The 21,849-nt window shown below is 66.6% G+C and carries 20 protein-coding genes; 11 read left to right on the top strand and 9 right to left on the bottom strand.

The genetic code is table 11. The features are described 5' to 3' along the window. Positions 1-5: 5 nt before the first annotated feature. From dbpB (ACFRFC_RS09095) to ACFRFC_RS09080, 4 genes are read right to left on the bottom strand one after another with little or no spacing between them, the layout of a single operon-like run. Complete coding sequence (gene dbpB, locus ACFRFC_RS09095) at positions 6-1,100, bottom strand: DGQHR domain-containing protein DpdB (protein WP_382689808.1); 1,095 nt, start codon at positions 1,098-1,100, stop codon at positions 6-8. Between the two features lie 48 nt (positions 1,101-1,148). Next, positions 1,149-2,393 carry a tRNA-guanine transglycosylase DpdA gene (gene dpdA / locus ACFRFC_RS09090; RefSeq protein WP_382689806.1) on the bottom strand — a complete coding sequence of 415 codons (1,245 nt, stop codon included), beginning with the start codon at positions 2,391-2,393 and terminating at the stop codon, positions 1,149-1,151. After that, a complete protein-coding gene (gene dbpB / locus ACFRFC_RS09085) occupies positions 2,390-3,532 on the bottom strand; it encodes a DGQHR domain-containing protein DpdB (protein WP_382689804.1) in 1,143 nt (380 codons plus the stop codon). The genes dpdA and dbpB (ACFRFC_RS09085) overlap by 4 nt, the downstream gene beginning before the upstream one ends. Beyond that, positions 3,529-4,419, bottom strand: a complete 891-nt coding sequence (locus tag ACFRFC_RS09080; protein ID WP_382689802.1) for a hypothetical protein — start codon at positions 4,417-4,419, stop codon at positions 3,529-3,531. The genes dbpB (ACFRFC_RS09085) and ACFRFC_RS09080 overlap by 4 nt, the downstream gene beginning before the upstream one ends. A 110-nt stretch (positions 4,420-4,529) precedes the next feature. On the opposite strand from ACFRFC_RS09080, the gene queC reads away from it, so the two are divergent. The 4 genes from queC to ACFRFC_RS09060 are packed head-to-tail and all read left to right on the top strand — an operon-like array spanning position 4,530 to position 7,008. After that, positions 4,530-5,240: a 7-cyano-7-deazaguanine synthase QueC gene (queC, locus tag ACFRFC_RS09075; protein WP_382689800.1), complete on the top strand. Its 711-nt coding sequence runs from the start codon at positions 4,530-4,532 to the stop codon at positions 5,238-5,240. 2 nt (positions 5,241-5,242) lie between these two features. Then, entirely contained in the window at positions 5,243-5,878 is a 636-nt protein-coding gene (gene queE / locus ACFRFC_RS09070) for a 7-carboxy-7-deazaguanine synthase (RefSeq protein WP_382689798.1), read from the top strand. Then, entirely contained in the window at positions 5,878-6,234 is a 357-nt protein-coding gene (gene queD, locus ACFRFC_RS09065; RefSeq protein WP_382689796.1) for a 6-carboxytetrahydropterin synthase QueD, read from the top strand. Before queE ends, queD begins: the two co-directional genes overlap by 1 nt. Positions 6,235-6,237: 3 nt before the next feature. Further along, positions 6,238-7,008: a GTP cyclohydrolase, FolE2/MptA family gene (locus tag ACFRFC_RS09060; protein ID WP_382689794.1), complete on the top strand. Its 771-nt coding sequence runs from the start codon at positions 6,238-6,240 to the stop codon at positions 7,006-7,008. A 906-nt stretch (positions 7,009-7,914) separates the two neighbouring features. On the opposite strand, the gene ACFRFC_RS09055 is transcribed toward ACFRFC_RS09060, so the two are convergent. Together ACFRFC_RS09055 and ACFRFC_RS09050 are read right to left on the bottom strand one after the other, a co-directional pair. Next, a complete protein-coding gene (locus ACFRFC_RS09055) occupies positions 7,915-8,724 on the bottom strand; it encodes a transposase family protein (protein WP_382689792.1) in 810 nt (269 codons plus the stop codon). Positions 8,725-9,178: 454 nt separating this feature from the next. Continuing rightward, complete coding sequence (locus tag ACFRFC_RS09050) at positions 9,179-9,661, bottom strand: GNAT family N-acetyltransferase (protein WP_382689790.1); 483 nt, start codon at positions 9,659-9,661, stop codon at positions 9,179-9,181. A gap of 79 nt (positions 9,662-9,740) precedes the next feature. Between ACFRFC_RS09050 and ACFRFC_RS09045 the strand changes: the two genes are divergently transcribed. Continuing rightward, positions 9,741-10,541, top strand: a complete 801-nt coding sequence (locus ACFRFC_RS09045) for an exodeoxyribonuclease III (protein WP_382689788.1) — start codon at positions 9,741-9,743, stop codon at positions 10,539-10,541. 13 nt (positions 10,542-10,554) lie between these two features. On the opposite strand, the gene ACFRFC_RS09040 is transcribed toward ACFRFC_RS09045, so the two are convergent. Further along, positions 10,555-11,175 carry a MerR family transcriptional regulator gene (locus ACFRFC_RS09040; protein ID WP_382689868.1) on the bottom strand — a complete coding sequence of 207 codons (621 nt, stop codon included), beginning with the start codon at positions 11,173-11,175 and terminating at the stop codon, positions 10,555-10,557. A 187-nt stretch (positions 11,176-11,362) separates the two neighbouring features. Here ACFRFC_RS09040 and ACFRFC_RS09035 point away from each other — a divergent pair, with 187 nt between their 5' ends. Next, on the top strand, positions 11,363-12,961 hold the full coding sequence (locus tag ACFRFC_RS09035) for a flavin-containing monooxygenase (protein WP_382689786.1): 1,599 nt from the start codon (positions 11,363-11,365) through the stop codon (positions 12,959-12,961). Positions 12,962-13,053: 92 nt separating this feature from the next. Further along, complete coding sequence (locus ACFRFC_RS09030) at positions 13,054-13,335, top strand: hypothetical protein (protein WP_382689784.1); 282 nt, start codon at positions 13,054-13,056, stop codon at positions 13,333-13,335. A gap of 110 nt (positions 13,336-13,445) precedes the next feature. On the opposite strand, the gene ACFRFC_RS09025 is transcribed toward ACFRFC_RS09030, so the two are convergent. Next, positions 13,446-16,898 carry a S41 family peptidase gene (locus ACFRFC_RS09025; RefSeq protein ID WP_382689782.1) on the bottom strand — a complete coding sequence of 1,151 codons (3,453 nt, stop codon included), beginning with the start codon at positions 16,896-16,898 and terminating at the stop codon, positions 13,446-13,448. A gap of 182 nt (positions 16,899-17,080) precedes the next feature. On the opposite strand from ACFRFC_RS09025, the gene ACFRFC_RS09020 reads away from it, so the two are divergent. Together ACFRFC_RS09020 and ACFRFC_RS09015 are read left to right on the top strand one after the other, a co-directional pair. Beyond that, positions 17,081-17,683, top strand: a complete 603-nt coding sequence (locus tag ACFRFC_RS09020) for a TetR/AcrR family transcriptional regulator (protein WP_382689780.1) — start codon at positions 17,081-17,083, stop codon at positions 17,681-17,683. Positions 17,684-17,860: 177 nt separating this feature from the next. Then, positions 17,861-20,065, top strand: coding sequence for an MMPL family transporter (locus ACFRFC_RS09015; protein WP_382689778.1), 2,205 nt, complete (start codon positions 17,861-17,863; stop codon positions 20,063-20,065). A 101-nt stretch (positions 20,066-20,166) separates the two neighbouring features. Here ACFRFC_RS09015 and ACFRFC_RS09010 read toward each other — a convergent pair whose 3' ends face one another. Next, on the bottom strand, positions 20,167-20,580 hold the full coding sequence (locus ACFRFC_RS09010; RefSeq protein WP_382689776.1) for an ATP-binding protein: 414 nt from the start codon (positions 20,578-20,580) through the stop codon (positions 20,167-20,169). Positions 20,581-20,715: 135 nt separating this feature from the next. Between ACFRFC_RS09010 and ACFRFC_RS09005 the strand changes: the two genes are divergently transcribed. Both ACFRFC_RS09005 and ACFRFC_RS09000 read left to right on the top strand, forming a co-directional pair. Next, positions 20,716-21,570: a helix-turn-helix domain-containing protein gene (locus ACFRFC_RS09005; protein ID WP_382689773.1), complete on the top strand. Its 855-nt coding sequence runs from the start codon at positions 20,716-20,718 to the stop codon at positions 21,568-21,570. After that, on the top strand, positions 21,567-21,755 hold the full coding sequence (locus ACFRFC_RS09000; protein WP_382689771.1) for a DUF397 domain-containing protein: 189 nt from the start codon (positions 21,567-21,569) through the stop codon (positions 21,753-21,755). The genes ACFRFC_RS09005 and ACFRFC_RS09000 overlap by 4 nt, the downstream gene beginning before the upstream one ends. The last annotated feature ends 94 nt before the right edge of the window (positions 21,756-21,849 follow it).

Here is a 21,849-nt window from a genome sequence, read left to right as displayed (position 1 = left end):
TGAAGCTATCGACTGACGAGACTCTGCAAATAACTGCTCAGCAGTCGTACGTCGTTGGTGGTGTTCTGCAGGCTGTTCCAGCGGCGTTCCTGCCCGTCTGGGAACGACCAGGTGCCGGATGTCCAGGCCGCGTGATCCTCCAACCCACGCAACGTGATGCGGATCTTGTCCCAGCCGACCTTGTCGAAGGGGATATCGGCGGTGAGTCGGTCCATGACGAAGCCCATGGCCTGGATGCCTACGCCATGTGTCAGCCTCGACTCCTTGGGAGGCTTGCCCCACGCTTCCTCGAAGATGTTCGACACTGGTGTCCAGAAGGACAGCAAGTGCGCCAGCATCTTCTCTTCGTCCCCGGTTCCATCCTCGGCGTTCCGGTACTGGTAGAGGGCGCCCTCGTAGATGCTGTGCTCCAGCATCCTCAGAATGCTGTTGTCCTTGATATTGCCGCCAGGCGACGTAGGGCTGCTGATCCTCCCGCTGAAGGGACCGTCTCCCATATTCAGAAGGACCATGATCTTCGCAGCGAGTTGACGGCGCGCGTACGAGCGCGGCAGTTGCCCGGTGGTCTCCGGCAGGAGTTCGTACACGAGACCCTTGGGGAGCGGCTTGGTCGAGTTGACCAAGATGAACTGCGACCGTTGCTCTTCCTGGGACGCGATGAAGCCCACGGCTGCCACAGGAAACTCTGCGACGTCAGCGTCCCTGATGGCTGCGCTGCGCTGCTGTCCGTCCACGAGCCAGGCCGGCTTCTGTTCGTCAGCCAGTGACTCATCAACAGGGATAACAAGCTCGCCAGGGATGGAGTACTTCACGTCGCCGCCGCGAACCGTTGGTTCGAAGGTCACACGCTCGTCGAATGCGAGGACCACGGCGTTGGGCAGCATGGCCCCCTCGGACTCGAGGTAGCGGCGGATCGAGCTGATGTGGCTGAGGACCTCAGGCCGCTGGTATCCCTGCAATCGCTTCTGGTCGTCGCGGCGGACGCGTGAGACAGAGGCAAAGTCGTGCAGCTTCTTGCCGTCGACAGCGAAGCAGTAGATCTCCTTGCTGCCTTGCAGCACCTTGAGCGCGGGAACCTTCAACACGTAGCGGTCGGCCACATCATCTCCTGTTTAAGTTACTTTGAGTTCTATGCGCGGTCTGGGCGATTAAGTGAGCGGCAGCTTGCGCATCTTGGCTTCGAGCACTGTCATGTTATGGAATCCGCGGCGCTTGTTTCGCTCCGTTCCACGGAAGATGACCATCTCGATCTTGTGCTTCCTGCATAGATCGCAAGGACAGTCCTTCCACGGCCGGTCGACGAGGGTCCCCCTGTACTTGTCGACCTTCTTCAGCTTCTTTTCGTCGCCGAGAAGTGATTGATAGGCGCGCAGGGCATCCATGACATCCTGGACTTCAACGCTCTCATCTTCGCCATATTGGCGAAGCAATTTAAGGCATTCCCGCTCTGCTTCGATTGCTTGTGATTGCGACACCACTCCTGCCAGAATCAACCGCTTCAGGGTGAGGTTTCCGTCAACTTGGGGAACTCTGACCGCCATATAAGACTTGTCGGCTGTGTGATAATTGTTCCGCTCATCCATGAAGGCCTGCCGGAATGCCGAGGTGCTGTCGAAACTGCTGACGTGGTAGCCGACGAAGCGTTCCATGCTATCGACGCGGGTGATTCCGAGCAGATGGAACTGAACGCCATCCTTGCGGACTTCGGAGATTCTCTCAAGGCAGGCAATAATTTCCGGCGTTTTCAGCGGAACCATGCCACCCAGGGCGATCCTCTTGTACCCCATTTTCTGGAGTCTGGCGACGCTGTCAGCGTAACTGTCTGGACTCCATCCCTGGGCGGCGCCCACCGGCTCCAGCCTACTTTTCGCCTCGGAGATCAGCTTGTTACGCCCTTGGACGGCCCTTATGAATTTATCCGCCAGATCAAGCGAAATCTCGCGACGCTTCACCCATGCTGGATCTGCCTCGCTCTCTGGGACGTCAGGCTTGTAGCCAAAGATGACATGGTCGATGCTGATACCTGAATTGAATCTGCATTCGTAATAGAAGTCGAGTACGCCCTCAATGGTGTAGGGCGGGTACTCTTCGTCAATGTAATTGAATGCTCCGCAGTCACCGAGACTGTCCATAGGCAGCGGTAGGCTGAAGAACTCCCTCACGCCGTCCCGGTAGAGGCGGTCCCTCTGCGGTGTGCTGTACTTTCCGGCACCCTTCACTGACCCGTCTACGATCGCCTTACTGACCAGTATCCCGTCGTATGGCGCTGGCTTCACAGCCTGATGTGCATACAGGTCGTCCCTCTGTCGGACTCGGTGATCGGGATACTCGTCCCTAACGAAGTCGTACCGGGGGCTGATCTGGTCTTGGCTGTCCGGGAAGTAGAACCTCACGACGCGCTCATCCTCGACTGAAGGTAGATTCGAATCAACAGGTTTGACAGGGTGCTGATATGGCGGGGCGTGTTTTGCAGCTCATTCCAGGGAATGTTGAGTTCCGGCCAGCGACCCTTTGTCCAGTGGCAGTGAGGCTTAACCAACTTCAGTTCAGCCATGGCCTTTTCGTAAGCATCCTTCGACCCGATATTCGCGCTCACAAGTACGCGGTCCATTATCCGGTCCATGAGACGCCCTATTGATCGAATTCCCACACCGTGCATGAGGCGACTTTTTGCTGGCGAGAGCCCCCAGGCTTCCGGGAAGGTGTCCCTAACGGCTGTCCAGTAGACGACGAGAATATCTCTCATCGCTGATGTGTCGGTTGTTCCGTTGGAAAGGTTTTTGTATGGAAATAGAACCCCGGAGGGGGACAGTGATTCTTCGATGGCAGAGATGAGGCTGTTATCCTTAACTACTGCCTCAGATTTCCTATCGCCTACGGTTGAAGCCTGCTTGATCAGTCCCCTGAATGGTGAATCGTTGTCTAGATTCAGGGCATTAACAAGCGCGGATGGGAGTTTCCGAGCAGACAACCTGGTTGGTAGCTTTGTGTTGACTTCGGGGAGGAGTTCGGAAACGAGGTTGGTAGGTAGAGGTGACACGGTGTTGACCCGGAGGAACTGGTCGCGCTGGATCTCCAGATCTTCAGCAACAAACCCTGCAACGGTGATGGGGAGCTTCGACCGCTTGGTGCGTGCAAGAGCAAGGCTTCGCTGCTGTCCGTCTACGATCAGGGCCGGCCGAGGAGCGTCGTCGGATTCCGGCAGCGGGATCTCGATGGTCCCGATCGTCGCCAAGCCGTCGGTGTTATTGGGCCCTCGGCTGCCCTTCCAACGGACCGAGGCGGGGAGGGCGAGGATGAGACCGTTCGGGAACAGGACGTCTTCGCTATCCAAGTAGTCAAGGATCTGCTTGACGTGCTGCTTCTTCTCGGGCCGCTGGTAGCCGAGAAGTTTCCCAGCCTCGTCACGGGAGATCCTTGCTACGTCAGCCACACGATCCACTTCTCCGGCCTCCAGGGCGAAGAGATACAGCGGGATGCTCGGGTTCTGTTCGATGCGTAGAGCTCTGCGTCGAATCGGATTCTCTGTCACGACACCCTCATGGCCTTGATATATAGGTTGGCGAAGCGACTCTGTTCACAAGCCTGGCCGCCGTCTCTCAGCCGTCGCAGTAGCCGTGTCCTCGAGATGCGCGGCTGGGATGCAGTCTGCTGCCGGATGAAGGCGATTACCTCGTCATCCGTCGTCGGCTGGCGGTTGTGGAGTTCGGGTCTGGGTTGGCTCGCCGCCCACTTCTTCCAGGAGTCGGTGGTAGCCGTTGACGTGAGCTGGTGGTCTTGGCAGTGCTGGAGCCACGAGGTGGCCATGCGTACGTTCAAGCTCGTCAGCGTTCCGCCCAGAACCCGTCTCAGCCCGGCGTCCGCGGGGACTCTCTGGATGCCAGCGACCTCTTTGATGCCACCGAAGAGGAGAACGTCGGGCGCGACTTCGGCCAGGGCGCGCAGCTCCGCTTCCATGGCCTTCGCGTAGACCTCCGAGAGAACCATCAGGACAGGGCTTGCCTTACCGAGTTCCTGCAGCGTTGCTCGACCGGTGTCTTCCTGGAGGTGGCCCCACCACTTGGCGCTGTCTTCTGCTGTGGCGGCCACCGAGTCGGCGTGTCGAGTGCTGAAGGTCGCGGCGTAGGAGGGAGCCGACGCTGATACTGGCTGGAGGCCGAGGCCGGCGGAAGCCACCCAAAGATCCGCGCTGAACCCGGCTTTAATGGCTTCTTCACGGAGTCGCTGTGCCTGCGTCCAGTGGTCGCCGCGGTAGAGCCCAGTGAGCGTGTGTGCTGGCGCGGCGTTGGTGACGCGCTCGTTCCAGAGCGTCACGCGCTCCTTTACGGTCCCTGCAGGGAGGGACCTCGCCCGCAGTGCGGTCTCTGGCACAGCAGCCTTGCGGTCTGTGCAGGTGACGACCACCGTTAGTTGCTTCACGCAGCTCCTACTCCCCGACGAGTATAACTAGCAGTTTGCTGTCGTTACTCTACCTGCCGGTTTCCGCTAGGGTTTCACCCGAACACATAGATCTAACTAGGGAGCAAGGCATGGCGGAGCGTCCCGCGATCGTTCTACTGAGTGGCGGACTGGACTCGACGACCGTACTGGCGATCGCCAAGGACCAGGGCTACACGCCGTACGCGCTGAGCTTCCGGTACGGCCAGCGACACAGCGTGGAACTTGAGGCTGCGAAGCGCGTGGCGGCGGCGCAAGGGGTCGCACGCCACGTCATCGCGGACATCGACCTGCGAGTTTTTGGAGGCTCGGCGCTCACGTCTGACATCGACGTTCCGAAGCGCGAGTCCCTGGATGACGCCAGCGGCAAGGACTCCGACAGCAGCGTGCCCATCACGTACGTTCCTGCACGCAACACGATCTTCCTGTCCTTCGCGCTGGCCTACACGGAGACGGTTGGGGCGAGCGACATCTTCACGGGCGTGACGGCCGTCGACTACAGCGGATACCCGGACTGCCGTCCCGAGTACATGGAGGCGTACGAGCGGATGGCCAACCTGGCTACCCGCGCTGGAGTTGAGGGCACGCAGCGACTCAAGCTTCACTCGCCGCTGATCTCCATGTCGAAGGCGGACATCGTCCGCGAAGGCCTGCGGCTCGGCGTGGACTACTCCCTGACCTCCTCGTGCTACGACCCGGACGAGCAGGGTCAGGCCTGCGGACACTGCGAAACCTGTCTGCTCCGCCTCAAAGGCTTCGCCGAGGCTGGCGTCACCGACCCTGTTCAGTACCAGGGCGCGTGAGAATGACCTACCTGGTCAAAGAGATCTTCTACACCCTGCAAGGTGAAGGGAGCCACGCAGGCCGCCCAGCCGTCTTCTGCCGCTTCTCGCGATGCAATCTGTGGACGGGCCTGGAGAAGGATCGGCACCGTGCGATCTGCCAGTTCTGCGACACAGATTTCGTCGGAACTGACGGCGAAGGTGGCGGCCGGTTCCAGACCCCGGAGGACCTCGCTCAAGCCGTCGAGCAGGCGTGGCCGTGGTCCTCCCGGGAGCACCGCTTCGTGGTGTGCACCGGTGGAGAACCGCTGCTGCAACTTGATGATGCAGCGATCGACGCGTTGCACGCTCGCGGCTTCGAGGTGGCCGTCGAGACGAACGGAACCCGTGTAGCGCCGCAGGGCATCGACTGGATCTGTGTAAGCCCTAAGATCGGTTCCGAACTGGTCGTGACCAGCGGAGACGAACTGAAACTGGTCTACCCCCAGTTGGGGGGCGACCCCCGCCAGTTCGAGCACTTGGACTTCTCGTACTTCCGGCTCCAGCCCATGGACGGCCCGGACGTGGAAGCCAACATCCGTGCGACGGTCGACTACTGCATGAAGAACCCGCGCTGGATCCTCTCTCTCCAGACGCACAAGTATCTGGGAATTCAGTAATGGAAATCTTTCGCGAGTTCACCTTCGAAGCTGCACATCGCCTGCCCAACGTGCCCGAGGGGCACAAGTGCGCGCGCCTGCACGGCCATTCGTACAAGGTCATCGTCCACGTCGAGGCCCCGGTCGACCCCGAGTTGGGGTGGGTCATGGACTTTGGTGACTTGAAGAAGGCCTTCAAGCCCATCGAGGCCCAACTCGACCACTACTACCTCAACGAACTCGAGGGTCTTGAGAATCCAACAAGCGAGGTCCTGGCCCGTTGGATCTGGGAACGGCTGAAGCCGATCCTGCCCGATCTCTCCGAGCTCACCGTTCGTGAGACATGCACGTCCGGCTGCACCTACCGGGGCGACTAAGAGATGCACGACATCCAGAACGAGACGGACTCTCGGGGCATTGAGATCGACGAAGTCGGCATCAGCGGTCTTCGATACCCGCTGTACTTCGAGGACGGTCACCTCCGTCAGGAGGGCGTCGCCGAAATCGAGGTAACCGTGCGGCTCCAGTATGACCGCCGGGGTACGCACATGAGCCGCATGGTCGGTCTCGCACACGAGTATCTTCGTCGTTTCGATCCACGCAAGCTGCCGTACGTCTTGAAGATCGGTGCAGACCTGCTTGATGCGCCGGCGGTGAGGGTGTCGGTAGCCGTTCCTTTGAGTACCACCGTAATTGCGCCTGCAAGCGGTGCTGAGTCGTTCCAGGTTCACGACGTTCGGTTCGAAGGCCGCTGGGATGATGGAGACACGGCTGTGGTCACGTCGGTTACCACTGAGGTCACCAGTCTGTGCCCCTGCTCGAAAGCGATCTCTGACTATGGCGCCCACAACCAGCGAAGTCGCGTCACGCTGTCCGTGACAGGACGAGGGGACAACCCTTATCCCCTTGGCGTACAGCAGGCCGTACGGCTGTTGGGGCAATGCGCGTCCGCTCCTGTAGTGCCCTTGGTCAAGCGTTCCGATGAACGGGTCCTGACGATGCAGGCGTACGACCATCCGGTGTTCGTGGAGGACATGGCCCGCGACGTAAGCCAAACATGCCGTGATCAGGGCTTGGTCCATTCTGTGCATGTACGGAACCTTGAGAGCATCCATAGCCACGACGCCATCGCCCAGATCTCGTGGGGCTGACCCCACGCGCCAGCGCGTCTTTGATCGCTTGATTCAAGAAACATTCCGGGCTCTTCCCTGAAACCCTGGCCAGCGCGCGGATTCTTCGCTTTACTCTAAGTGTGAAGGGAATGCTCATCCGCAGCGTCCCGTCCGGTCCCGGAAAGAGAGTGCACAGGACATCGATGGGCAGGGCGTCTTCAAGTCGTCGCCATATCTTCTTGATGGCATGCTCCTCATCCCGTGCCGATACGAGTACGGCGATGCTCTTGCCGTCGCACGACGACGCCATGCGCATACCGCTGATGCATCGCGCGGATTTCAGTTCCACTCCGCTTACGGTCCGGGTCAGGATGATCTCAATGGCATGCAGAGGCATTGGGTCTCCAGGTCAGTTGAGAGAGATGGGTCCGTCAGGGACCAACCTTCCACGTATCCGGAGATCAGAAGGATCACGCCTTCAGGCGAGATATCTCGGTGACGCCCTCTGAGTTCGCTGCTTCCCCACCGGGTGTGCGACGGAGACATCTTCTGAAGCGAGTCCGATTTCTCCATGCTGATCCGCACGATGAAAAGGTGGGAAACGGTGCGCTGGTCATGTTCTCAGCAGTCGGACTCGCGCGATTCATGAATTCCATATACGGATCCGAAGCGAGGATTCTCGATGTGAAAATTCTCGGCGAGGTGCCGAGTGGGTCCCTCCTTGAAATCGGCATCGCGGTCGAGGAGCGACTGCGGGACGGTTCAGCCGCTGCAGCAAGTCCTGCAGAGAATCAGACGATCTCTGGTCGTCCAGGAGTAGCAGGTAGATGCGGCGGTCGAAGCGTGATGACGGCGAAGCGGGCATAAAGCCAGGCTGTACAGCTGGCTAACGAACTCGTGCATGGTTGGCGGTGAGGCATCGAAGGGTTCGACGTGGCTTCTTGCTCACCTCAGCCGAGCTGCGGTCAGGTCTGCGGTTTGTTGGTGGGACAGCAGGGCGGCGATAGCCTGGACGATGTCGCTCATGTGCTCGCGGCGGCCGAGGTGACGGGCCAGGGCCCGCCAGTTCTTCAGGTGGGCGATGCCGCGCTCGACCCGGATACGGCGTGAGGAGTGCGCCTTGCGCCGACGTTCGTGAATCTCCTCGTACCAGTCCGGGGCGTCTTTCCTGAACTTGCGGTGCGGCGGTGTGACCACACGGCCACCGGTCTGGGCGCCCAGGCCCTGGTAGCCGGCATCGGCCAGGATCTCCACCGCGGGCCCGTCGGCCAGGAGCTTGACCAGCCCCAGCTGGCGGGCGTGGGTGATGTCCGCGCAGCTTGCGGGACGGGCTGGACTGCACCACAGGACGCGGCCTTCGCCGTCCGTGACCACCATGGACTTGACGGCGTTCTGCTTGTTCCTGCCGGAGATGAACGTGTCCCGGTCCTTGCGTCCTGCGGCGGGCCGCCGGACACGGATCTCCGTGCCGTCGACGATGCCGGTCTTCCCGCTCGCGCCGAGATGGTCGACGACCTCGGCCAGGGACCGCAGCCGCACGTCAGGGCTGACGGTGCATCCCCGCTCGGCGAGCAGGGGCCGCACCTCACCGATGGCCCGGGTGACCGTGGAGCGGTCCACGCCGAACCAGCCGGCCACCACATCGTGGGTGACCTCGTGGCGAAGATGGACCAGTGTGGCCAGCAGCCGGTCGATGAACACCAGCCAGTGCCTCGCGCCGGCGCCCAGGGCCCGCTTCCGCGGCTTGGACGCCAACCTGGCATGGTGCCGCTCATGCCACAACGGGCCAACTTCGGAGACAAGTTCAGCGATCACGTCAGCCGACAGACCGGTGATTCGACGGTTGCTGACGATCACTGCACGAGACACGTTCTCCACCGCGTGACCATGATCAACGATCAGGAGCCCGAGACCTCACCGCCAACCATGCACGAGCTCGTTAGCAACTTCAGTGCCGCCCGACGGGTGAGGCCTTTTTGGGTTCGCCGATGTGGGCATGACATAACGGGAAACGAACTTCGTGCTCGCGGGAAGGTGCTGAATGGCGAGTCGCATCACCCCAGGTAGATCCCACTCGTGAACGTCCCACCGCACACACTGTTCTTGAGTTGGCTCAGGCGCAGTTGACGAGATCCCGACCGATCTTCATGATCGGTCGGGATCTTTGTCGTTTCCGGGGGTTCCAGGGTGTCCGTGCAGGACCTTGCCGCTACAGCGGTTTCGCGAAGCAGCGGCTTGACTCGTGGGCGCGGTAGTAGCCGAACTTCGCGCACGGTTCATAGCCGCTGGAGGTGTAGAGGGCGATGGCCTCCGGCTGTTCCAGGCCGGTTTCCAGGACCATGCGGGTGCGGCCCGCCGTACGGGCGTCGTCCTCCAGGGCGGTGAGTATCCGGCGGGCGAGGCCGTGGCCCCGCAGGTCGCGGACCACGTACAGGCGCTTCAGCTCGGCGTCGCCGTCCTCGTTGCCCTCGGCGTTGTGGTCCTGGCTGCGCCAGCCGCCGGTGGCCACGGGGCGGTCCGTCTCGTCGTAGGCGATGAGGTAGATGCCGCTTGGCGGGCGGAAGTCCGCCGGGGACAGGATGGTGGCGTCGCCGTCGCCGTAGCGCTCGTGGTACTCGGCCTGGACCTCGTCGTTGAGCTTGACGGCGTCCGGGTGGTCGAAGGGGAGGGGGCGTATGTGCGTGCTGGTCACCGGACAAGGGTGCCCTATGAGGGTGGCGTGGCGCCCCTCGGTAAATGGACTCGGTCCAGTGTGCGGGTATCGTGCCGGGGTGCTCACTGTGACCTCCGTGAATGTGAATGGACTGCGTGCCGCCGCGAAGAAGGGTTTCGTGGAGTGGCTCGCCGGGACCGACGCCGATGTGCTGTGTCTTCAGGAGGTGCGTGCGGAACCCGAGCAGTTGCCCGGGGCCGTGCGGGCGCCCGAGGGGTGGCATGTGGTGCATGCCCCTGCGGCGGCCAAGGGGCGGGCCGGGGTGTCGCTGTACACCCGGCGGGCGCCCGAGCGGGTGCGGATCGGGTTCGGGTCCGACGAGTTCGACTCCAGCGGGCGTTATGCCGAAGTTGATCTGCCGGGGCTGACGGTGGCCTCCCTCTATCTGCCGTCGGGTGATGTGGGGACCGAGCGGCAGGACGAGAAGTACCGGTTCATGGGGGAGTTCCTCGGCCATCTGAAGGGGCTGCGGGAGCGGGCCGCCGCCGACGGGCGTGAGGTGCTGGTCTGCGGGGACTGGAACATCGCCCATGAGGCCGCCGACCTGAAGAACTGGCGGGGCAACGTCAAGAACTCCGGCTTTCTTCCTGCGGAGCGGGACTGGCTCACCTCCGTGTTCGACGCCGGGGACGGGGGGTACGTCGATGTCGTACGGTCGCTGCACCCGGGCGTGGAGGGGCCATACTCCTGGTGGTCCTACCGGGGGCGGGCCTTCGACAACGACACCGGGTGGCGGATCGACTATCACGTTGCCACCCCGGGGCTGGCCGGGCGGGCGGTGAAGGGGTTCGTCGAGCGGGCCGCCACGCATGGGGAGCGGTGGTCCGATCATGCGCCCGTGACGGTGGTTTACGGGTAGCGGCCGTGAGCCGTCAGTCGTGTTTGTGGAGTCTGCGGTCCATCGCCAGTGACAGTTCCGCCTCCACCACGCTCTTCGCCAGGGGGCGCAGCCGGTGGAGGTCCTCCTCGGGGGCGTGGCGCAGGATGAGGGCGGCGAAGAGGTCCGCGAGGGCGTCGGCGTGTTCGCGGACGCGGCGGCCCGCCGCCAGCACCTCGGAGAGCGGGATGCCCTCGGCCACCAGGGACCGCGAGACATCGAGCAGACGGCGGCTGATGCGGACGATGTCCTCGCCGTCGGTGCCCAGATAGCCCAGGTCCAGGGCGGCGGCCAGGTTCTCCGGGGTGGCCTGGCCCGCGAAGGCGTCGGCGAGTTCCCCGGGGGTGAGGCGGACCGGCGTCTCCTCGGTGGGCGGGCCGACGCCCAGCAGGTCGGCGACATCGCGGCCGTGGTCGAAGGCTTCGGCGAGTTCCGCGATGCCGGTGAGGGTGTGGCCCCGCTCCAGCAGCGCCGCGATCGTGCGCAGCCGGGCCAGATGCTGATCGTCGTACCAGGCGATGCGGCCCTCGCGGCGGGGCGGCGGGATCAGTCTGCGTTCGCGGTAGAAGCGCAGGGTGCGCACCGTGATGCCCGCCAGCCGGGCCAGTTCGTCCATGCGGTATTCCCGCGTCCGTGCCGTGTCTGCCACGCCCGCACCCTAGTTCGTACCGTCGGTAACCTAAATTCGTACCGTCGGTAACTTTCCTTGTGCTGGCCCCTACCGGTCGGTACGGGCCTCCTCTAACCTCCCATTGCGCCAGTGTTCACTGGCGGAGTCCAGGGCGATGCGTGGAGGCGGCCAGATGGCTCAGGAGACTCGTCGGCGAGATGGTGGACGACCCGGGCATGTGCGGGTCGCGGTGATCGGGTCCGGGTTCGGTGGGCTCGGGGCGGCGGTGCGGCTGCGGCGGGAGGGGGTCACCGACTTCGTGGTCCTGGAGCGGGCCGGGAGTGTGGGCGGCACCTGGCGTGACAACAGTTATCCGGGGTGCGCCTGCGATGTGCCGTCCCACCTGTACTCCTTCTCCTTCGCGCCGCATCCCGACTGGCCGCGCACCTTCTCCGGGCAGGAGCACATCCGTGCCTATCTGGAGCAGGTCGCCGATGTCTTCGGGCTGCGCCCGCACCTCCGCTTCGGCGCGGAGGTGACGCGGATGACCTGGGACGGGGAGGGGATGTGCTGGGTCGTCGAGAGCGGTGCCGGGACGTTTACCGCCGATGTCGTCGTCTCCGCGACCGGGGCGCTGTCCGATCCCAGGGTTCCGGAGATCCCCGGGCTGGACTCCTTTCCCGGCAAGGTCTTTCACTCCGCGCGCTGGGACCACGGCTACGACCTGCGGGGCAAGCGGGTCGCCATGGTCGGCACCGGCGCCTCCGCCATCCAGATCGTGCCCGCGATCCAGCCGGAGGTTTCGCGACTGGTGCTGTTCCAGCGGACGCCGCCGTGGGTTCTGCCGCGCACCGACCGGGCGATCAGCGGCGTCGAGCGGTGGCTGCACCGGCGGGTGCCGGTCACCGGGCGGGTGCGGCGCGGGCTGCTGTGGGGGATCCGGGAGACGCAGGTCCAGGCGTTCACCAAGCACCCCGGCGAACTGCGGTTCGTGGAGCGGCTCGCCGAGCGGAACATGGGCCGGGCCATCAAGGACCCATCCCTGCGCGCGAAACTCACGCCCGGCTACCGCATCGGCTGCAAGCGCATCCTGCTCTCCAGCGACTACTATCCGGCCCTCGCGCGGCCCAACGTGGACGTGGTGGCGAGCGGCCTGAGCGAGGTGTGCGGCTCGACCGTCGTCGCGGCGGACGGTACGCGGGCGGAGGTCGACGCCATCGTCTTCGGTACGGGGTTCCATGTCACGGACGTGCCGATCGCCGAGCGGGTGATCGGCGTCGGCGGGCGGACGCTCGCCCAGGCATGGCAGGGCGGGATGGAGGCGCTGCGCGGCGCCTCGGCCGCCGGGTTCCCGAACTGGATGACGATCGTCGGCCCCAACACGGGCCTGGGCAACTCCTCGATGATCCTGATGATCGAGTCCCAGCTCAACTACCTGGCTGACTTCCTGCGCCAACTCGATCTGCTCGGCGGGCGGGTCGCCCTCGACGCCCGGGTGAGCGCCGTGGACGCCTGGAACCGGCGGGTCCAGGAGCGGATGCGGCGGACCGTGTGGAACACCGGGGGATGCAGTAGTTGGTACCTCGACGCGGGTGGGCGCAATACGACGGTGTGGCCGGGGACGACGGCGGAGTTCCGGCGGGTGACGCGGCGGGTGGAGCTGAGTGAGTACGTGGTGCTGCGGGCGGCGGCGCCGGGTGGGCGGGAGAGTGGCGATGGCGATGGCGATGGCGATGGCGACGGCGATGGCGATGGCGATCGGGTGCGGGGCGTGGCTACTGACCGTTATTGATCGAAATGCGTTGCTTGTTCTGGCGTGTTTGTCTGGTCGAGGTCTCGGCCTTCGGAGGCCGGACCCCTCACCCACCACAGGAGTGAAACGACATGGGTATGAAGGACAAGTTCCAGGACCAGGCCGAGCAGGGGCAGCGTCAGGCCAAGGAGAAGGCGGAGCGGGGCAAGGGCGGCCGGGATTCCGGTGAGCGCCCCGAGCGTGGCCGCGGACCGGACGAGCGGCCCGGTGAACGGCCTGGCGAGCGCCAGGGTGAGCGGCACGGTGAGCGGCACGGCGACCGCCCCGATCGCGGGCAGCCATCCCGGGAGCCGCGCGAGCAGCGTGAACAGCGGGAGCAGGGTGAGCGGTTCAACACGGACTACGACGCGTAGCCGACGGCGTCACCCTGGGCCGATGCCCGGCCTTCGGTGTGGGGCACCCGGGAACTCACGGGTGCCCCACACCGGTGTCCGCCCCGCGTCGGTGTCCGTGGCAGCCGGGCTCACCGCGCCCGTGGCGGCAGCTTCGGGCGGGAGCGGTCCGGTACCTCGCGCAGGTCCGGTGGGCGGGCCGCCGGGGTCCGTTCCAGCAGGGTCAGTGCGAGCCGTACCGCGTCGTCGAGTTGGGCGTAGCGCCCCTCCGCCCAGTCCAGCGGGGTGCGCAGCGCGGGGACGTCGGGTTCGACGCCGTGGTTCTCCACGCCCCAGCCGTACGCGTCGAACCAGGCCGCGTTCATCGGGACCGTGATCACCGTGCCGTCGCCCAGCCGGTGGCGGCCGGTCATGCCCACGACCCCGCCCCACGTCCGCTGCCCGACCACCGGGCCCAGCCCGAGGAGTTTGAAGGCGGCCGTGATCATGTCGCCGTCGGAGGAGGTCGCCTCGTCGGCCAGGGCGACCACCGGGCCCCTGGGGGCATGGGAGGCGTACGACACCGGCTGGGCGTCACGGGTGAGGTCCCAGCCGAGGATGCGGCGGGTCAGTTTCTCCACGACCAGTTCGCTGATGTGGCCGCCCGCGTTGCCGCGCACGTCCACGATCAGGGCCGGGCGGGACATCTCCATGCGCAGGTCGCGATTGAACTGGGCCCAGCCCGAGCCGCCCATGTCGGGGATGTGGAGGTAGCCGCACCGGCCGTCGCTGAGGTCCCGTACCACGTCCCGGCGTTTGGCCACCCAGTCCTGGTAGCGCAGCGGGCGTTCGTCGATGAGCGGGACCACGGCGACCCGGCGGGCGTGGCCCGGTTGCCCGTCGGCCGGGGTGAAGGTCAGCTCGACGGTCGTGCCGCCCGCGCCCGCCAGCAGCGGGTACGGGCCGGTCAGCGGGTCCACCGGGCGGCCGTCGACGTGGGTGAGGACCGCGCCCTCGCGGATGCCGGTCCCGGCGAGCGGGGAGCGGGCCTTGGAGTCGGAGGAGTCGCCGGGCAGGATGCGTTTGACCACCCACGCCCCCTCCCGGCGGACCAGGTTCGCGCCGAGCAGGCCCTGGCGGCGCTGGTAGTGCGGGGGCCCTTCGTTGCGGCGGGCGGCGGTCACATAGGCGTGGGAGGTGCCCAGTTCGCCCAGGACCTCGCGCAGCAGGTCGGCGAACTCGTCGGGCGAGGCGACCCGTTCGACCAGCGGGCGGTACTGGTCGAGGACCGCGTCCCAGTCGATGCCGCACATCCCCGGGTCCCAGAAGTGGTCGCGGGTCAGGCGGCCCGCCTCGGCGTACGCCTGCCGCCACTCGGCGCCCGGGTCGACCACGTGCAGGATGCGGCGCAGGTCGATCCAGGTCGTCGTATCCGAGTCGCCAGCCTCCGTGGCCGGGACCGCCCGCAACTCGTCCTCGTCGACCACGACCAGGCGGGAGCCGTCGCCGCTGACCGCGAACCAGTCGAGGTGCTGGACGAGTTCGGATTTTTTCGCCTTGGCGATGGTGAAGTGTTCGAGGGTCGGGCGGCCCGTGGTGTCGTCCGGGTTGGCGAAGGTCTCGCCGAGGGCGCCGGAGATCGGCCAGCGCAGCCAGACCAGTCCACCGCCCGCGACCGGGCACAGCGCCGAGTACTTGGAGGCGGCCACCGGGAACGGGGTCACGCGGCTCTCCAGCCCCTCGACCTCCACCGTCACCGAGCCGGCCCCCGATTCCGCCGCCGCGGTGTCGGTCTCCGCCGGGGACTCCTCCGGCTCCAGCGGGTCCCAGCCGCCCGCCGCCGGGCGGCCGTCGGGGGAGAGCGCGAAGGGGGACGGGGTCGCCGAGGACAGGGGGACCAGATACGGGCGGCAGCCCAGCGGGAAGGAGAGGTCGCCGGTGTGGACGTCGTACACCGGGTCGAAGCCGCGCCAGGACAGGAACGCCAGATAGCGGCCGTCCCGGGTGAACACCGGGTTCTCGTCCTCGAAGCGGCCGTTGGTGACGTCCACGATCAGCCGGTCCTTGATCCGGGCGAGCTTGATCTGGCGCAGCGAGCGGCCGATGCCGGGGTGGGACCAGGTCAGCCAGGCCCCGTCCGGGGAGAACGCGAGGTCGCGGACGGGGCCGTTGACCGAGCGGATCAGCTCGGTGACCTCGCCGGGCTCCCCGGCGCCGTCGGCGAGTGCCTCGCCGGGGTCCTCGCTCGCGTCGATCAGCAGCAGCCGTCCGTCGTGCGCGGCCAGCGCCAGCCGTTCGCCCTGCGGGTCGGCGACCAGTTCCCGTACCCGGCCGAGGCCGCCCGCAGCCAGCCGCCGGGGCGGCCGGTCACCACTGGCCCGGGGCAGATAGGCGATCTCGATGGCGTCCTCACCGCCGATGCCAGCACCGCGAGAGTCACTGGTCTCACCGGTCTCACCCATCTCATCCGTCTCGCCGTCCGTCACATACGCCACCTGCCCGCCGGCGCCGAGCATCTCCGGCAGCCGCACCCGCACCCCCGCCCGGTCGCTGATCGTGCGGGCGGGGCCGTCCCGGTGGGTGAGCCAGTACAGGCTGCCGCGCACCACCACCGCGCCGGCCCGCCCGGTCTCGTCCACGGACAGTCCGTCGATGTGCTGCGCGGCCGGGACCTGGTACGGGCGGCGGCCCGCGCGGGGTCCGCTGAGCCGGACGTCGAGGCGGCGGGGCGTGGAGGCGGCGGACAGGTCGTCGACGATCCACAGGTCACCGGCGCACTGGTAGACCACGCGGGTGCCGTCGGCGGCGGCGTTGCGGGCGTAGAAGGCGTCGTGGTCGGTGTGACGGCGCAGGTCTGAGCCGTCGTACGCGCAGGAGTAGAGGTTGCCGACGCCTTCGTGGTCGGAGAGGAAGGCGATGCGGTCGCCGACGAACAAGGGGTCGGCGAGATGCCCGCCGAGGTCTTCCAGGAGGCGCCGCCCGTGCAGCCACAGGCGGCCGGTCGCCCCGCCCCGGTAGCGCTTCCAGGAGGCGGGTTCGTGGGGCGGGGTGCCGGTGAGGAGCAGCGAGCGGCGTTCCCCGGCGAGGTCGGCGACCTGGATGTCGGCGACCGGGCCCCAGGGGAGCTTGCGGCCGGGGTCGCCGTCGGGGCGGAGCTTGTAGGCCCAGGTGAAGTAGGAGAAGGGCTCGCCGTGGGAGGCGACGGCGAGGATCTCGGCGCCCGCGCCGCCTGTGCCGGGCGCGCCGCCCGTGCCGTCCGTGCCGGGCGTGCCGTCCGTGCCGGGCGTGCCGGGCGTGCCGTCCGCGCCGCCCGCGCCGGGCGGGGTCCAGCCGCAGACCCGGGTGTCCGCGCTGCCCCAGTGGGTCAGCTGGCGGGCCGGTCCGCCGTCCACCGGCACCAGATGGATCTCGGGGGCCAGGCTGCGCCAGCTCGTGTACGCGAGGTGGCGGCCGTCGGGCGAGAAGCGGGGGTGACCGGCCTTCGTACGGTCGACGGTGAGCCGCCAGGCGCGTTCGGCGCCGTCGAGGGGGGCCAGCCAGAGATCGTCCTCGGTCACGAAGCACAGCAGGTCGCCGTGGAGATGGGGCATCCGGAGGTAGCTCACCTCCTCATGCTTTTCCGGGGGAGGAGGCCGGGCAACTCGTACATATGACCCAGTGGCCTTATCTGATCCTCACAGAGGTGACCCAGGCCACGTACGAAACAGTTTCGTTTCGCTAGGGGGCGCGCTATATTCCTCCTGTACGACACCGTGTCGTCCTCAACCGGAGAGGGAAGGCGAGGGACATGACTGATGTCGCAACGGCGCGTCGCAGTCGGCTCACGCCCGAGCGCGAGGCCGAGTTGTACGAGGCTGTGCTCGACCTGCTCCGGGAAGTCGGCTACGACGCCCTCACCATGGACGCCGTGGCCGCCCGCACCCGATCCAGCAAGGCCACCCTCTACCGCCAGTGGGGCGGCAAGGCGCAACTGGTCGTGCGTGCCCTGCGGCAGTGCAAGCCGCACCATCTCAACGACATCGACACCGGTTCGCTGCGCGGTGATCTGCACGCGATGGTCTCTCAGGAAGACGACTGCGCGATGGAGCAGACCTCCGCGCTGATGCGGGGGATCGCCATGGCGATCCACACCAACGCGGATCTGCGCGAAGCCTTCTCGGACCAGCTCATCGATCCCGAGATGGCGGACTTCCGCAAGATCCTGGAGCGGGCCATCGCCCGAGGCGAGGTTCGCTCCGACTGTCCGGCGCTGGACTTCTTGCTGCACATGCTGGTCGGCGGCTTCGCCACCAGAGCACTGCTGGACGACAAGCCGCCCACGCAGGAGTTCCTCATCTCGTACGTCGACGCCGTGGTGCTCCCCGCCCTCGGTGTGCCCGCCTCCTCGTAGGCGACCCGACTCGGTCCCACTCTCAGTCCCACTCTCAGCTCCACCCCTCGCCCACCTGACGTCACCGCTCACGTCGTCGGGCTGATCAGCTCTGCCCGCGCAGCCCCCACTGCGTGGTCGCCGGGTCGATCACTCCTGCCCAGATACGCCCCACGACCCGACCGGGAGTACGCCCACGTGGCCACTTTCCTCTACAAACTCGGCCGACTCGCCTTCAGGCGACGGCACTTCGTCGCCCTTCTCTGGGTGGCGATGCTGACCCTCGTCGGGGTCGGCGCGGCCAGCGCCCCCGCCGCGGGCTCCGGCTCGTTCTCCATCCCGGGTACCGAGGCGCAGCGCGCCTTCGACCTGCTGGAGGAACGGTTCCCCGGCTCCAGTGCCGACGGCGCCACCGCGCGGGTCGTCTTCAAGGCGCCCGCCGGCGAGCAGGTGACCGACGCGGAGCACAAGTCGGTCGTCGAGGAGACCGTGCGGACCCTGTCCGACGGCTCCGAGGTCGCCTCCGCCACCGACCCCTACACCACCAACGCCGTCAGCGACGACGGCACGGTCGCCTACACCTCGGTGACCTATGACGTCTCCGGCATGGAGCTGGCGGACTCGACCAAGGACGCCCTGGAGGGGGCCGCGCAGGACGCGCGGGACGCCGGGCTGACCGTGGACATCGGCGGTGACGCGCTCCAGGCGATGCCGCACACCGGTGCCGCCGAGATCATCGGTATCGCCATCGCCGCCGTCGTCCTGGTCATCACCCTCGGCTCGCTCATCGCCGCCGGGCTCCCGCTGCTCACCGCGCTGATCGGCGTCGGTATCGGCGTCGGCGGCATCACGGCCCTGGCGAACCCGCTCGACCTGGGCTCCACCACCTCCACCCTCGCGATGATGATCGGCCTCGCGGTCGGCATCGACTACGCGCTCTTCATCGTCTCCCGCTACCGCGCGGAACTGGCCGAGGGCCGGGACCGCGAGGAGGCGGTGGGCCGGGCGGTCGGTACGGCGGGTTCGGCGGTGGTCTTCGCGGGCCTGACCGTCGTCATCGCGCTGGCCGGTCTCGCGGTCGTCAACATCCCGATGCTCACCAAGATGGGCCTCGCGGCGGCGGGCACGGTCGTCATCGCCGTCCTCATCGCCCTGACGATGATCCCGGCGCTGCTCGGCTACGCGGGCCGCAAGGTCCAGCCAGCGGGCGCGAAGCCGAAGCTGCTGGGCCGGGGCAAGGCCGCCGACGCGGAGGCCGGGCCCAACATGGGCACCCGCTGGGCGCGCTTCGTCGTACGGCGTCCGCTGGCCGTCCTGCTGATCGGCGTGGTCGGCCTGGGGGCCGCCGCGATCCCGGTCGGCTCGATGGAGATGGGCCTGCCGGACGACGGCTCCCAGCCGACGGACACGACCCAGCGCCGCGCGTACGACCTGCTCTCGGACGGCTTCGGCCCCGGTTTCAACGGCCCCCTCATGGTGGTCACCGACGCCCGCGCCAGCGCCGACCCGGAGGCGGCGGCCAATGAGGTCGCCGACCGGATCGAGGGTCTGCCCGACGTGGTGTCGGTGACGGAGCCCGCGCCGAACGAGGCGGGCGACACGTACACGATCACGGTCATCCCCGACTCGAAGCCGTCGTCGGTGCAGACGGAGGACCTGGTCCACGCGATCCGTGACGCGGGCGCCGACATCAAGGCCGACACGGACGCGAGTGTCCTGGTCACCGGCACGACAGCGCTGAACATCGACTTCTCGCAGAAGATGAACGACGCGCTGATCCCGTACCTGGCGCTGGTGGTGGGCCTGGCCTTCCTCCTGCTGATCCTCGTCTTCCGCTCGATCCTGGTCCCGCTGAAGGCGGCGCTCGGGTTCCTGCTCAGTGTGCTCGCGGCGCTGGGCGCGGTGGTCGCGGTCTTCCAGTGGGGCTGGTTCGCGAGTGTCATCGGGGTCGAGGAGACCGGCCCGATCATGTCGATGATGCCGATCTTCATGGTGGGTGTGGTCTTCGGACTCGCGATGGACTACGAGGTGTTCCTCGTGACCCGGATGCGGGAGGCGTTCGTCCACGGGGAGGAGCCGACGCAGGCCATCGTGACGGGCTTCCGGCACGGGGCGCGGGTCGTCTCCGCCGCCGCCGTCATCATGATGGCCGTGTTCGCCGGCTTCATCGGCTCCTCCGATTCCATGGTGAAGATGATCGGCTTCGGCCTCGCCATCGCCGTCTTCTTCGACGCCTTCGTGGTCCGCATGGCCATCGTCCCGGCGGTCCTCGCCCTCCTCGGCAAGAGGGCCTGGTGGCTGCCGAAGTGGCTGGACCGCGCGGTGCCCAACGTGGACGTCGAGGGCGAGGGGCTGCGCACGGCGTCCGACCCCGAGGAGGAGAAGGAGCTGGTACGCGCCTGACGTACCGCGCGGTGAGGTACGGCGCGGTGAGGTACGGCGCGGTGACGTACCGCGCCTGACAAGGACCGGCCGGTGAGGGTTCCGTGGGGACGGGGCTGCCCTCACCGGCTGCTTTGTGCACGGACCTCGGCCCAGACGGTCTTCTTCGGGTACGGGCCACTGCTCACGCCCCAGAGATCGGCGAGGGCCTCGACCAGGAACAGCCCCCGCCCCGATACGTGGTCGAGCCTGGGGTGGGTGAGCCGGGGGAGCTGCTCCCCGAGGGTGTCGGTCACCTCGATCCGCAGGGTGCCGCCGACGACGTAGAGGGTGAGCCGGAAGCTCCGGCCGGGGACGCGGCCGTGGGTGGCGGCGTTGGCGGCGAGTTCTCCGACGATGTGTTCCGCGGGGTCCAGCGGGAAATCCCAGGCGAGGAGTTGCTCGCGGGCGAGGAGACGGGCGGTGCGGGCGCCTAGGGGGGTGGAGGGGTGGAGGGTGGTGAAGTTGGGGATGGGGTTGGCGAGTTGGGGGTTCATGTCACACAGAGTGGCGGAAAGTGCTTGCCTGGGCGTGCTGTGATGGCTGTGCGTATCCAGGTTGTCTTGCCCTTGTCTCGCTTGTCTTGTCGGTTCCTGGGGTGCGCGAGGGGTACGTGTGCGTGCTGAAGGAGGATGCAGATGACCAACGAGAGTGCAGACGACCCGGGGTGGGACGTGCCCCCGGGAGAGGAGTTCATGCCGCTGATCGAGGCGGTGGCGCGAATGCTGAAGTCCTGCCGGACGCGTGCCGGGTTATCGGTGGTCGCGTTCGCCGAAGCCATGGGGTACGGCGAGGACATGATCCGAAAGCTGGAGCGCGGAGACCGGATTCCCCGGCCGGAGTTCCTGGACCGGGCGGACAGTCTGGTGCGGGCGGACGGGCGTCTCCGGTGGTTCATGGAGGACGTCGAGAAGGCCCGCTACCCCAAGCGGGTACGGGAACTGAAGGCGGTGGAGGACCGGACGGTCGAGGCGCTGATCTACAGCAACCACCACATCCATGGCTTGCTTCAGACAGCGGAGCACGCCAGGGCTCTGATCGAGATGGTGCAGCCGCCGCACTCGGAACAGGTCGTGGAACAAGGTGTGGCGTGGCGTATGGCCCGGAAGGCCATTTTCGAGCGGGAGCCCAACCCGACACTCAGCTTCGTGCAGGAGCAGGTGACCCTGGAACGTCCCATCGGAGGCAGGGCGATACTGCGCCGACAGCTTGAGTACCTGCTGGAGGTGTCTCGGCTGCGAAACGTCGCACTCCAGATCATGCCTACCGATCGGGAGGAACATGCTGGAGTGAACGGTCGTATCCAGGTGATGAAGTTCGCCGACGGTACAGCAGTGGGGCGGTCCGATGGCGAGTTCTATGGCCGCCCGGTCGACCATCCCAGGGAACTTCGTATCCTGGAACTGCGCTATGGCATGATCCGCGCGCAGGCTCTCTCCCCGAGGGAGTCGCAAGCCTTCATCGAGCGCAGACTAGGAGAACTATGAGCGCCCCCGACCTGCACTGGTTCAAGAGCAGCTTCAGCGACGAGGGAGACCCGCAGTCCTGCGTGGAGGTCGCCATAACCCCCTCCACCATCCACATCCGCGACTCCAAGACCCCGACCGCGCCTCACTTCACCGTGGCCCGGTCGGCTTGGACGGCGTTCGTCTCGCGTACCGGCGACCGCTGAGGACTCCCGATCAACGCTGAGCGCACGGCAGAGCGCGAGGCGTTGATCCGGCTGGCCGCCGTGCGCCGAGCGCCCCCTTGCCCTGGCTCAGACG

It is taken from the genome of Streptomyces sp. NPDC056734 (assembly GCF_042790455.1).
In the GTDB taxonomy this organism is placed as follows: domain Bacteria; phylum Actinomycetota; class Actinomycetes; order Streptomycetales; family Streptomycetaceae; genus Streptomyces.
The sequence above is the reverse complement of the archived record's forward strand: the minus strand, read 5'-3'. Positions and strand labels throughout refer to the sequence as shown.